This is a genomic window from Enhygromyxa salina, from assembly GCF_002994635.1.
Taxonomy (GTDB): domain Bacteria; phylum Myxococcota_A; class Polyangia; order Nannocystales; family Nannocystaceae; genus Plesiocystis; species Plesiocystis salina_B.
Genome location: NZ_PVNL01000004.1, coordinates 66290 through 77320 on the forward strand (window position 1 = coordinate 66290; position 11031 = coordinate 77320).

Here is an 11031-nt window from a genome sequence, read left to right on the forward strand (position 1 = left end):
AATCGTCTCCCCCTGGGCTCACCTCAGCGCCGGCTGTTTCAGGCCGAGGCGAGCTTCGATCCGACCCACGAGTCCGCGCGGTCACCCAGGTACGCACGGTACAGCTCGCGCAGGTTGGGGACCGCCGAGCGCTCGACCGCGTCGAGCTCGGTCGCGGCCGCATGCCAGGCGCGGATCTTGTCGAGCCCATCGAACACCGCCAGCTCCGGGGCGAGCTCGACAGTCCACACGGCGCGCAGCAGCACGGGGATCGTCGCGGTGTCGACCAGCGACAGTTCCTCGCCCGTGAAGAACGGCCCGACCAGCTCGCTCTCGAGCCGCGTGAGCTTGTGACGCAGCGCGAGCGCGTGCTCGTGCGCGGCCTCGCGGGTGCTGGCCGTGCCCATCCGCCAGGTGTCGGCGATCATCGCCGAGGCGAACTCGATCATCGCCCGATGGCGCGCGCGCAGCAGCGGATCGGCGGGCAGCAGCGAACCGGGCGTGATCTCGTCGAGGTACTCGTTGATGACCGCCGACTCGAACAGCACGATCTCGCGCTCGCCATCACGCACGACCAGCACGGGGACCTTGCCGAGCGGCGACAGCTCCACGAACCACTGCGGCTTGTCGGCGAGGTCGATGAATTCGATGTCGTACGGGACCTGCTTGTGCTCGAGCGTGATCGCCGAGCGCTGGACGAAGGGGCAGGTGGCGGCGGAGATGAGCTTGAAGCTTGGCATGGAGCGCCTGACGCGGGTTCGCCCGAGCGATCCCGATGTTACACCAACGGCGCGCAGCGCCGTCGGCGGCATGGTGTATAGTTGCACCCCGTGTCTCTGAACTTGTGGTTGCTGCATTGGTTATTTAGCGTGCGCGCGTTATTCGTGGTCGGAGCTGACGAGGCCCTCGACGCCGCGCAAGAGGACATCCTTGGCGCGAAATTTTGGGTGCTTCGAGATCCGGCGCAGCCAAGCGTGACCGCCGAACAAGTCCGCGAGCGCAACGCGATCGGCTATCGGGTGTTGCTCGAGGTCGGGCTCGAGCAGGAGCTCCCAAGCTTTCCCCGGACCGTCACCGACGTGCTCGCGGATGCCCGCGGCTGGCAGGGGATCGGTCGCGAGCTGGTGCGGGTCGAGTCCAACGCCCGGTTTGACGTGTTGCTGGCGCGACCCGACACGATCGATCAGCTCTGCGCGCCGCTGCGGACCCGGGGCGAGTACTCGTGCGGCCGCGAGCGTCGGGCCGCCCTCAACCTCGCGCGCTGGCGCGAGGGCACGCCCACCTGGGGCGACGATGTCCGGGGCTACCGCAACTACATGATCAACCATGAGGTCGGACACCTGCTCGGGATGCCGCACCAGCGGTGTCCGGAGGCGGGTGGGCCAGCGGCGGTGATGCAGCAACAGACCATGGAGCTCGACGGCTGCGTGGCTCACGGCTGGCCGCTGCCGGTTGAGGTCGACAAGCTTCGCCGGATGCGGGCGAGCTGGCGCAAGTAGCCGCCTGGCCGCGGGGCAGCGGGTCCGCCGTGCACGGCCCCGGACCCGCACGAGGTCCAGCGTTGTCGGTCGCGGCCGCGCGGGCCGCCCGATCGTGCGCGACCGGGCTCTCGCTGTATTCTCCAGCGAGATGGCCCGCCCGACCGATGTGGCTCACAACCCGCGCGAGAACACCCTGACGATCAGCTGGCCCGACGGCGTGGCCTCGACCTATCCGGTGGCGTACCTGCGCAGCTGGTGTCCGTGCGCAGGGTGCCAGGGCCACTCGACCCGCGTCGCCTACCTGACGGCGCCGGCGACCACGACGATCGACGGGCTGTGGGAGGTCGGGGCCTACGCGCTGGGCGTGCGGTTTGGCGATGGTCACGACGACGGCATCTACACCTGGTCGTGGCTGCGCCGGATCGCGTTCGAGAGCCCACCTGTCGGTCCCAAGCACGGCGCGTTCGAAGCAGGGGTCTATGTCGAGCCTGCTGCTGAACCCGCTGAGTCCTGAGCGACGCGGCGCTGATCGAGGTCGCGGTCGAGTGAACGGCGACGTCGAATGATACGAGCGCGCAATGGAAATTTGCGCTGGCGTTGAAAACGTGTTAGGTTAGTTGAGTTCGTGTCCCGTGGAGGCCCACCGCGCCTCCGGTAGATACGGATCCCAATACAACGCTTGGGCTTCGCGCCCATCACATTGCTAGCACGCTCGCTAGTCATCGCAAGGCGCCATCAGGCCCCTGCCAAACCCGTCAACCATGGCGACACCACATCGCAAGGAGAACGCCGCATGCAACCCACCACCCATCAACCCCCCCATACACCTGCTGGCCCCGAAGTTCAACTGTTCCGCCATCAGAGCCGAAAACAGTGGGGAGTCGCTGCGTTGTTGTGGGAGCAGGACGGCAAGCGTGGCTATCAGTTCTCCGATGGTAAAATGCGAGTATTCAAGCAGGGCTTCTATCACCTGTTTCAGTCGGCCGAGGCGCCAGGTGATGGCAGCGCCAAAGCTGTTCGTCGCCTCGCCCGCCTGGCCCGCGCCGATGGCGTGACGGAGTCGACCCGGCTGCCATCGCTGCGCGACCAGATCCTGCTGTTTCGCCGCAGCTTTACCGAGGGCTTCTCTGGCGACGCGTGGATGGCCAAGCATCGCGGTGTGGGGCGGCTCAAGCGGCTCAAGCGGCTCAAGCGGCACCGAGACCCGGCGATCTCCGACGCCAAGCAACTCAGCGCAACCGAGCTCGCGTCGCTGATTGCAGCGCGTGACTACGCGCAGGTGCTCGACCGCATGATCGCGGTGGCCGAGGCCACCAACCTGGTCCCCGGCGTGCACGTGAAGAAGCTGCGCAAGCTCTCGCCCACCCGCGAGCTGGCGACCGCCGTGTACGAGTGGATCTCCTGCGAGGACGACAATGACGACGCCGATCGCCGGTTCAACTACCTGGTTCGGCAGCTCGGCGACGCCGGGACCTGGCCGGTGGTCACGTCGCTGCGGGGGCTGCTCGATCCGGTCGAGCATGTGTGTGTGCGGCCAAGCGTGTTCAGCGAGCAAGCCAAGCTGCTGCTCCCGGTGTTCAGCGCCGAGCCCCGGCCGCGCTACAAGAGCTACGTTCGCTACCTGCATGTGGCCAACATCGTCCGTGATGAGCTGGGCGATGCCGGGGTCGAGCCGCGCGACCTGCTCGACGTCCATGACTTCATCTGGGACACGCTGCGGCCGGCGGCGCGCGAAGATCTGATCGCCCAGTACGAGCTGCCGCCGCCCGCCGAGCCGGCCACCACCACCGAGGCGGCTACCGAGCAGCCCGCCGAGCAGGCCGCCGCCTGATCAAGTCATCGTGTCGACACTCGCCGGCCGCGCCGGTCGGTGTCGACATGGAGCGCTCGAGCGCCTGGCAGCGTGAATTCACGCTGCCAGGCGCTTGTTTGATCATCCGGTTCCGCGCTCGGCCAGGCTCACGAGCAGGCTGTCCACGGCTGTCGAACATGAGATTCACCCTATCCTCGTCGATCCTGCTGGCGATCTTGCTGGCGATCCTGGCCTGGCCCGTGGCGGGGTGTGGTCCCACGCCGTCCGCACCGCAAGCCGCTGCAATTCCGCTGGAGAGCTTCTCCGGGAGAGTCCTGACGACCGGGCTCGAGGCGCCGTGGGAGCTGAGCTTTGGTCCCGACGACATGCTGTGGGTCACCGAGCGCGAAGGTCGGCGGATCACCCGAATCGATCCTGCCACTGGTGAGATGACCGAGGCGATCACGATCGACGAGGTCTTGGTGGATCAACAGCACCAAGGCCTGCTCGGGATGGCGTTCGACCCTCTGTTGCTGCAAGGCGACGACCGCAACTATGTCTATGTCGCCTATACCTACGACGCCACGCCCGACGACGGCGACGAGCAGGACGACCCCCGCGCCAAGGTCGTGCGTCTCACCTACAGCGAGAGCGCCGAGACGCTCGGTGAGCCGGTCGAGCTGATCTCGGGCGTCCCGGCCGGCTCGGATCACAACGGCGGTCGCCTGAAGATCGGACCGGATGAGCTGCTCTATTACTCGCTCGGCGAGCAAGGGGCCAACCAATTCAACCGCTACTGCGCGCCGATCGAGGCCCAGCGGCTGCCGACGCTGGCCGAGGTCGAGGCCGAAGACTGGTCCGCCTACAAGGGCAAGATCTTGCGCATGGAGCTCGACGGCTCGATCCCGGCCGACAACCCCGAGCTCGGCGGGGTCCAGAGCCACATCTTCAGCTATGGCCACCGCAATCCGCAGGGCCTGGTGTTTGGGCCCGACGGAGCGCTGTACGCGGTCGAGCACGGGCCCAACACCGACGACGAGGTCAATTTGATCGAGGCCGGCGGCAACTACGGCTGGCCACACATCGCGGGCTATCGCGACGACCAAGCTTACGTCTACGCCAACTGGTCGGCGGCGCCCGACTGCGAGCAGCTGACGTGGACGGGCCTCACCGACCCGGCGGGCATCCCGAAGTCGGTGCCCGTGCAGACCGAGTCGGCGTGGGAGCAGGACTTCGTCGAGCCGCTGAAGACCCTGTTCACGGTTCACAACAGCTACGACTTCGAGGATGAGACCTGCGGCGCGTCCTACTTCATCTGCCGACCCTCGGTCGCGCCGTCGAGCGTCGACGTCTACCCCCACGACGGGCCGATCCCCGGCTGGGGTGGATCGCTGCTGGCGACCACGCTCAAGAACGGCGCGGTCTATCGGTTCAAGCTCAGCGGCGACGCACGGGGTATTCGTGACGTCGACAAGCTGTTCGACACGGTCAACCGCTACCGCGATCTGGCGATCGGCCCCGATGATCGGACCTTCTACATCGCCACCGACACTTCGGGCCTGACCCGCGACACCGAAGGAGGCGCGACCGATCAGCTGGCGAACCCTGGCTCGATCTTGGTGTTCACCTTCACTGGCGGAAGGGTCAAGTCCGCTTCCCGCTAGAGATCGATTGTTCCGCGCGCGTAGCCGACGCAGCGGCCGATCAGCTCGACCCGGTCGCCTCGCATCACGCACTCGATGAAGCCGCCTCGCGCCGAGATCTGGCGGGCGCGCAGGCGCTGCTTGGCGAGGCGCGCGGCCCAGTAGGGCGCCAGGATACAGTGCGCCGAGCCGGTCACCGGGTCTTCGTCGATGCCGACCCCCGGCGCGAAGAACCGGGAGACGAAGTCGAGCTCGTCGCCGTCGGCGGGGGCGGTAGCGATGACCTCGCCAGGGGGCAGCTTGGCGAGCGCGGCGAAGTCTGGCGCGAGCGCACGAACCTCGGCTTGGGTGTCGAACACGGCGACCCAGTAGCTGGCGACGAGCAGCTCGCGTGGGGTGGCCCCGAGCGCGTGGCTGAGCGCGCCGTCGGCGGGGCAGGGCTGCGGTGGATCAGCGGGGAAGTTCATGCACAGGCGGTCGGGTGCCTGGTGATCACGGCTGACCGTGAGCAGGCCGCTGCGCGAGCTGAACTCCACGCGCTCGGCATCGGGCTCGAGCTGCCCGAGCACCACGTGGGCGCTGGCCAAGGTCGCGTGTCCACACAGGTCGACCTCGGTCGTGGGCGTGAACCACCTGATCGACCACCGCGAGGGCGTGGCCAGATCCAAGCCATCTGCGTGTGAGCGCAGCAAGAACGCGGTCTCGGACAGGTTGTTCTCGGCCGCGATCGCCAGCAGCGTCGCGTCGTCGAGGGGCTGATCGAGCACGACCACCGCAGCTGGGTTGCCGCGAAACCGCTCGTCGCTGAACGCGTCGACCTGAACCATGGGCAGGCCGGCTGGTTTGCGCGCGCGGATCCCCAGCATCAGGGGCAACGTGGGCTGGCCCGGCGCGGTCGTCCACCGCCGTCCGTCGTGATCGTTGACGCGGACCATGTCGTCGTACAGCCGGCAACCATTGCTGTGCGGCCACTCTTCGAAGCGCTCGAGCTCGAGCCCGGCCTCGCGCAGCGCGGCCAGCGAGTCCGCGACCGACCATGTGAATTCGTGACAGGCGTGAGGGTTGCGGTACTCGCCCGCGTGCTCGACGAAGCCGCTTGGCGCCAACGCGGCCCCCGAGGCGCCAACGTAGTCGCCGACGCCCTCGGGCCAGGTCAGGGCCTGGCCTGACTCTGCTCCAAAATACGGGTAGGCCAGGCGTCGCTGCTCGTCGAAAATGCACGCGTAGGGGTGAAACTCGAGGAGCACGACGGCCCCGCCCGGGCGCAGCACCGCGGCGACGCCCCGCGCCCACGCGCGCAGATCCGACAGCCACGGCCGCCATCCGTACGAGCAATACACGAGGTCGAAGCGGCGGCCCGCGGCGGCGGCGGTCGGCAGCCAGTCGTAGATATCGGCGCGCTCGAAGCTGGCGGCGATGTCCGAGTCGCGGGCGAGCGCCAGCGCAAACGCGACGGCCTCGTCGCTGATGTCGACGCCGGTCACGTGGGCGCCGCGGCGGGCGAGACACAGCGAGTCCTGCCCGCTGTTGCACTGCAGGTGCAGCACGTGGCGACCGCTGAGCGGACCGAGCAGCTCGTAGTCCTCGTCGAACAACAGCTCGCCACCCTCGCGCAGCCACGTCGCCTGATCGTGCTTGTGGCCGTTGTGGGCGGCGGTCGCGACGTTCCACGACTGGCGGTTGGCCTCGTGCAGATCTCGGCGGATGCGAGCGGGCATGCGGGCAGGGTAGCGGATGATCGCGGCGCGCCGGCCCCCGTGCTATGCGTCGGCGATGCAGCGCATCTGTGTGTTCTGTGGCTCCGCCGCTGGCACCTCACCAGCGTACGCCGAGGCCGCTCGGCAGTTTGGGCGGGCGCTCGCGGGCCGGGGCTTGGGCCTGGTGTTTGGCGGCGGCCACGTCGGCCTGATGGGGACCGTGGCCGACGCCGCGCTCGCGGCCGGTGCCGAGGTGATCGGCGTGCTGCCCAGGGCCTTGCAGGCGCGCGAGGCCGGGCACCAGGGGCTGACGCAGCTGCACGTGGTCGCGGGCATGCACGAGCGCAAGGCCATGATGGCCGAGCTCAGCGATGCCTTCGTCGCGCTGCCCGGTGGCCTGGGCACGCTCGAGGAGCTGTTCGAGGTGTGGACCTGGGCGATGCTGGGGTTTCATCGCAAGCCGGTCTGCCTGCTGGACGTCGACGGGTATTGGGGGCCGCTGCTGGCAATGGTCGAGCGGATGGTCGATCGAGGGTTCGTGATCGCGGCGCACCGACGGATGCTGATCGTCGATGATCGCGTCGACGCCCTGCTCGATCAGATCGCCGACTATCAGCCGCCGACGGTGCCCCGCTGGATCGGCGATGGCGAGACCTGATCTGCACGGGTACGCGATCCCGGGGCCATTGCGACCGGGAGGCCACTCGAACGGCTGAGGGGCGATCTGTCACAGAGCGGGCTGGGGAGCGCGAAGCCGCGCTGTGAGCTCGTCTCTTGGATCTAGGTTGGGGTGGCTCGCCGGGGGCCTTGCCAGCCGCGAGCGGCCCAGTCATGCTCGCGGCTCGCGTTCGGCGGACCTGCGAGGCATTGGGCTGAGCAGAATCCGACTCCCCCACCGACAGGAACCAAGCATGTTCGAGAAGAGCCCCATCTCCGTCCTCATCCTCTCCTTTGTCACCTTCGGCATCTACGGCATCATCTGGATGTACAAGTGCTCGGAAGAGATGAAGCAGCGCGGCGTCGAGCTGCCCAGCTTCATCCTGGTCTTCCTCCCAATCGTCAACTTCTTGTACCTGTGGAAGTTCTACCAGGGCGTCGAGAAGCTGAGCAACGGCGAGCACTCGGCCTCGATGTTGTTCCTGTTCTCGCTGCTGGGGCCGCTGAGCCTCGTCGCGTTCTGGCAGACCCAGACCACGTTCAACAAGGTCGCTGGCGTCCCCGGCTGAGCCGCTTCCGCCCTACCTGTGCCCGGCGTCGCCGCCGGGCCGGGCCAGGGTCGTTTGTCGTTGTAGACGGGTCAGCCGATCGTCGGGCACAGCTCGACGGGCCCAAACTCGTTGTTGTCCTCGATACACTCGTTGAATGCGTCGCCGCCCATGCCATCGTCGTCAACGGACACGCTGACGTCGAACGGCGCCGCGCCAGGCAGCGGGACGCTGAGTAGAGCCTTCACGCAGCCGCCAGCTGGGATCGCCTGGGTGGTCTGCACGGTCCCGAGCACGCCCGCGTCGGCCTCGCTGAAGGTCACGTCGACCCCAGGTCCGACGCCGAGACAGCCCTGATTGCAGATCCGGACCGACAGCTCCAGGTCGTCGATGCACATCCCCACGACCTCGAGATCCTGGGCGACCAGATCCGGCGCGCAGCCGTCAATGCCACCTTGGCTGTTGCGGCGGTACGAGTTGTAGGGCTTGGACATGGGGAATTCCCAGTTGTTCGACTCGACAACTGGGATCTGGCCGGCCGCGTCGACGTTGGTGACGTGATAGGTGTGCTGATTCCAGATCGGGAGGGTGCCCACCCAGTTGTCGAGCCGATCCTCGAATACCTCGATCCCGGCGTCGCCAATGTTGCCCTGACTGAAGTTGTTGTTGGTCGAGACCACCAGCTCGGCCTTGAAGTCGCCGTCGACGTCGGCGACGACCGGGTACTCGACGCGGGTCCCCGACGAGGTGATGTCGATGAACAGGATCTCGGCGTCGGTCATGTTCTGATCGCAGCTGGGACCGACGGGATTGAGGGCACAGTCCGGCTCGACGCCCGGGTAGATGCGCAGGTACCACTCGTCGGCGTAGATGACCTCGCTGCGGCCGTCGCCGTCAAAGTCGAACACCGACGACCCGGTGCGGTTCGAGGACACGTCCTTGGTGACCGCGTCCCACAGCTTGGTCATCGTGTCGACGCCGTCGAACTGCACGACCACGTAGCGCGACCCACCCGCGGAGCCGATGTCGGGGAACCCGTCGCCGTCGAAGTCGGCGATGTTCGGGGCCCCGCCGCTGCCGCCACCTGGGATCGCAAACGTGGCCAGCTGCGCGCCGGTCGGGCCGTCGAGGATCACGATGTTGCCGCCGCGCACGACCACGACCTCGGGGATCCCGTCGAGCTGGAAGTCGGCCACGCCGCAGTAGCCGTCGCCGCCGCTCTGCCACATCGTCGAGCCGGTGAAGTCGACACCGACGGTGCCGGTGAAGGTGTAGGCCGTCCCGCCACCGATCAGCTCGGGCCGCAGATCACCGTCGAGGTCGGCCACGCACGAGAGCGTCGCGTAGGCGCTGTTGGTCCCGAGCCCGCCGTTGCCACCCCACAGCAAGCTGCCGTCGCTGGCATAGATCTCGCGGCCGTGGGCGATCTCGGCGTCGCCCAGCAGATCGAAGTTGGCGAGCGCGGGCGCGCCCGAGACCAGGTTGGCCGCGAGCACGTTGGCGGTCTTCCAGATCGGGTTGCCCTGGTGATCGATCAGGTGCAGGTGCTGATCGGCGCTGACGTTGATGATCTCGAGGTCGCCGTCGTAGTCGATGTCGCCGATCGCGGGGATCGCCGAGCCGTCGCTGCGCCAGGCCGGATCCCCGAGCGACCACAGCTTCTCACCCGTGTCGCCATGCACGGCCCGCAGGATGCCGTTGTCCTGCCAGCTGCTGGGCTCGTAGCTGTTGAAGATGACCTCGGGGATGCAGTCGCCGTCGAGGTCGGCGACCATCGGCGACGCCATGGCCTGGTGGTGCGCGGGGTAGTCGTCGTCACCCGGGACGTGGTGCGGCCAGGTCACCGCGCAGCTGCCGTTGTCGCAGATCTCTTCTTTTTGGCAGTCGCTGTCGGCCATGCAGTTGCGAGGCTTGCGGACGCCCCAGGACCAGCGCGGGACCGGATCGAACACGCCGGGCTCGGGCATGAAGGTGCAGGTCTCGTCGGCCAGGTCGGGCACGCACAGGCCCAGGTCGCCGTCGCAGATCTCGTCTTCTTCACAGTCGGACTCGGTCTGGGTCGCGCAGCCGAGCTCCGCGCAGGGACCTCCCGGCATCACGCACTGGCCGACGTAGCAGATCTGCCCGGCGCTGCAGCACTCACCCGGCGCGGCACCGCATGGATCCGTGTCGCCGCAGTCGAGCACGCACTCGAGCGTGTCTTGATCGCAAGCTTCGTTGGCGGCGCAGCAGTCGTCGCCGCACGGGTTGGTGCAGGCGTCGCCGTCACCATCACCGGGATCGCCGTCGCCGTCACCGGTCGACTGCTCGTCGCCCGTGCCGCTGCCGTCGAGCGTGACGACGCCGCCCTCGGTTCCGAGCGTGTCGCCATCGGCCGCGCTGTCGCCACAGGCGACGGTGAGGGCGGTGAGGCTAGCGAGGGTCAGGGCAACGTGGCGCATGCTTGGTTCTCGGATGGATCGGTGCTGGCTGCAAGCTGGTTGACGCGTCGGCCGGCTCAGCAGTCGGCGTGGGTGGCTTGGCAGGTTTCGAGTTCGAGGGTGAGGCTTTGGCAGTCTGCGCCTTCGCAGTCGCAGCCATTCACGGCCACGCACATGGCCCCGTCCCAGGCCCAGCCAAAGAACTGATCGCAGGGCCCCATGCCGACGGCCTGATCTGGATCACATCCGGGCGGGAACTCGCTGCACCCGGCGTAGGTGCTCGCGCAGCTGAGTTCGTCGGGGTACAGGGCGTTGCAGTCGCTGCCCTCGCAGGTGCACAGGATCTGCTCGCAGGCCGTGCCGTCCCAGAACCAGCCGCGGGGGTTGAAGCACTCCTCGGGACCGTTGACCGCGTCCATCGCGGCGCAGCCTGGATCGCCGTCACCGTCACCGTCGCCGTCACCGTCACCGTCACCGTCACCGTCACCGTCACCGTCGCCGTCACCGTCGCCGTCGCCGTCGCCGTCGCCGTCGCCGTCACCGTCGCCGTCGCCGTCGCCGTCACCGTCGCCGTCACCGCCTGGATCGCCGTCGCCGTCGCCGGGATCTCCATCGCCGCGATCGCCGTCGCCGGGATCGCCGTCGCCGTCGGTGGTGTCGGCGGCGCCTGTGTCCGTGGGGCTCGCGCTGTCGCTACAGCCAAGCAGGGGCACAGCAGCCAGCAGGAGCGCGATCGTCAGCGGGGATGTCAAGCGGTCGAGCATGTCCACAGCTTCCCACTGACGAACCTGCGCAACAACACTCTCCGCAACCA

At 67.9% G+C, this 11031-nt stretch carries 10 protein-coding genes and 1 pseudogene; 6 read left to right on the forward strand and 5 right to left on the reverse strand.

The window, feature by feature from the left end:
* Nucleotides 1-38: 38 nt before the first annotated feature.
* Complete coding sequence (locus ENSA7_RS01085; RefSeq protein WP_181232876.1) at nucleotides 39-719, reverse strand: glutathione S-transferase family protein; 681 nt, start codon at nucleotides 717-719, stop codon at nucleotides 39-41.
* A 90-nt stretch (nucleotides 720-809) separates the two neighbouring features.
* Here ENSA7_RS01085 and ENSA7_RS01090 point away from each other — a divergent pair, with 90 nt between their 5' ends.
* The 4 genes from ENSA7_RS01090 to ENSA7_RS01105 all read left to right on the forward strand — a co-directional run bounded on the left by ENSA7_RS01090 (nucleotide 810) and on the right by ENSA7_RS01105 (nucleotide 4916).
* Nucleotides 810-1478: a DUF3152 domain-containing protein gene (locus tag ENSA7_RS01090; protein ID WP_181232878.1), complete on the forward strand. Its 669-nt coding sequence runs from the start codon at nucleotides 810-812 to the stop codon at nucleotides 1476-1478.
* Between the two features lie 130 nt (nucleotides 1479-1608).
* The gene (locus ENSA7_RS01095; protein ID WP_106087321.1) at nucleotides 1609-1974 is read left to right on the forward strand and encodes a gamma-butyrobetaine hydroxylase-like domain-containing protein; all 366 of its coding nucleotides are present in this window, start codon (nucleotides 1609-1611) and stop codon (nucleotides 1972-1974) included.
* Nucleotides 1975-2400: 426 nt separating this feature from the next.
* On the forward strand, nucleotides 2401-3291 hold the full coding sequence (locus ENSA7_RS01100) for a hypothetical protein (RefSeq protein WP_146157182.1): 891 nt from the start codon (nucleotides 2401-2403) through the stop codon (nucleotides 3289-3291).
* 158 nt (nucleotides 3292-3449) lie between these two features.
* Complete coding sequence (locus ENSA7_RS01105) at nucleotides 3450-4916, forward strand: glucose/sorbosone family PQQ-dependent dehydrogenase (RefSeq protein ID WP_106087323.1); 1467 nt, start codon at nucleotides 3450-3452, stop codon at nucleotides 4914-4916.
* On the opposite strand, the gene ENSA7_RS46285 is transcribed toward ENSA7_RS01105, so the two are convergent.
* Together ENSA7_RS46285 and ENSA7_RS46290 are read right to left on the reverse strand one after the other, a co-directional pair.
* Nucleotides 4913-5761, reverse strand: coding sequence for a PhzF family phenazine biosynthesis protein (locus ENSA7_RS46285; RefSeq protein ID WP_443655645.1), 849 nt, complete (start codon nucleotides 5759-5761; stop codon nucleotides 4913-4915). The genes ENSA7_RS01105 and ENSA7_RS46285 overlap by 4 nt on opposite strands.
* Nucleotides 5735-6601: pseudogene (locus ENSA7_RS46290) on the reverse strand (class I SAM-dependent methyltransferase); the annotation flags it as partial. The pseudogene ENSA7_RS46290 and the gene ENSA7_RS46285, both read right to left, overlap by 27 nt.
* 67 nt (nucleotides 6602-6668) lie before the next feature.
* Between ENSA7_RS46290 and ENSA7_RS01120 the strand changes: the two are divergent.
* Together ENSA7_RS01120 and ENSA7_RS01125 are read left to right on the forward strand one after the other, a co-directional pair.
* Entirely contained in the window at nucleotides 6669-7250 is a 582-nt protein-coding gene (locus ENSA7_RS01120; RefSeq protein WP_106087324.1) for an LOG family protein, read from the forward strand.
* A gap of 253 nt (nucleotides 7251-7503) precedes the next feature.
* The gene (locus ENSA7_RS01125) at nucleotides 7504-7818 is read left to right on the forward strand and encodes a DUF4234 domain-containing protein (RefSeq protein WP_106087325.1); all 315 of its coding nucleotides are present in this window, start codon (nucleotides 7504-7506) and stop codon (nucleotides 7816-7818) included.
* Nucleotides 7819-7889: 71 nt separating this feature from the next.
* Here the strand turns inward: ENSA7_RS01125 and ENSA7_RS01130 are convergent, their stop codons facing one another.
* Nucleotides 7890-10238: an FG-GAP repeat domain-containing protein gene (locus tag ENSA7_RS01130; protein WP_181232880.1), complete on the reverse strand. Its 2349-nt coding sequence runs from the start codon at nucleotides 10236-10238 to the stop codon at nucleotides 7890-7892.
* Nucleotides 10239-10294: 56 nt separating this feature from the next.
* On the reverse strand, nucleotides 10295-10981 hold the full coding sequence (locus ENSA7_RS42970) for a hypothetical protein (protein ID WP_181232882.1): 687 nt from the start codon (nucleotides 10979-10981) through the stop codon (nucleotides 10295-10297).
* Nucleotides 10982-11031: the final 50 nt, after the last annotated feature.

Coding starts and splice junctions, on each gene's coding strand:
- ENSA7_RS01125 (WP_106087325.1), top strand. CDS start 7,504: ATGTTCGAGAAGAGCCCCATCTCCGTCCTCATCCTCTCCTTTGTCACC.
- ENSA7_RS01120 (WP_106087324.1), top strand. CDS start 6,669: ATGCAGCGCATCTGTGTGTTCTGTGGCTCCGCCGCTGGCACCTCACCA.
- ENSA7_RS01095 (WP_106087321.1), top strand. CDS start 1,609: ATGGCCCGCCCGACCGATGTGGCTCACAACCCGCGCGAGAACACCCTG.
- ENSA7_RS42970 (WP_181232882.1), bottom strand. CDS start 10,981: ATGCTCGACCGCTTGACATCCCCGCTGACGATCGCGCTCCTGCTGGCT.
- ENSA7_RS01085 (WP_181232876.1), bottom strand. CDS start 719: ATGCCAAGCTTCAAGCTCATCTCCGCCGCCACCTGCCCCTTCGTCCAG.
- ENSA7_RS46285 (WP_443655645.1), bottom strand. CDS start 5,761: ATGCTGGGGATCCGCGCGCGCAAACCAGCCGGCCTGCCCATGGTTCAG.
- ENSA7_RS01100 (WP_146157182.1), top strand. CDS start 2,401: ATGCGAGTATTCAAGCAGGGCTTCTATCACCTGTTTCAGTCGGCCGAG.
- ENSA7_RS01105 (WP_106087323.1), top strand. CDS start 3,450: ATGAGATTCACCCTATCCTCGTCGATCCTGCTGGCGATCTTGCTGGCG.
- ENSA7_RS01130 (WP_181232880.1), bottom strand. CDS start 10,238: ATGCGCCACGTTGCCCTGACCCTCGCTAGCCTCACCGCCCTCACCGTC.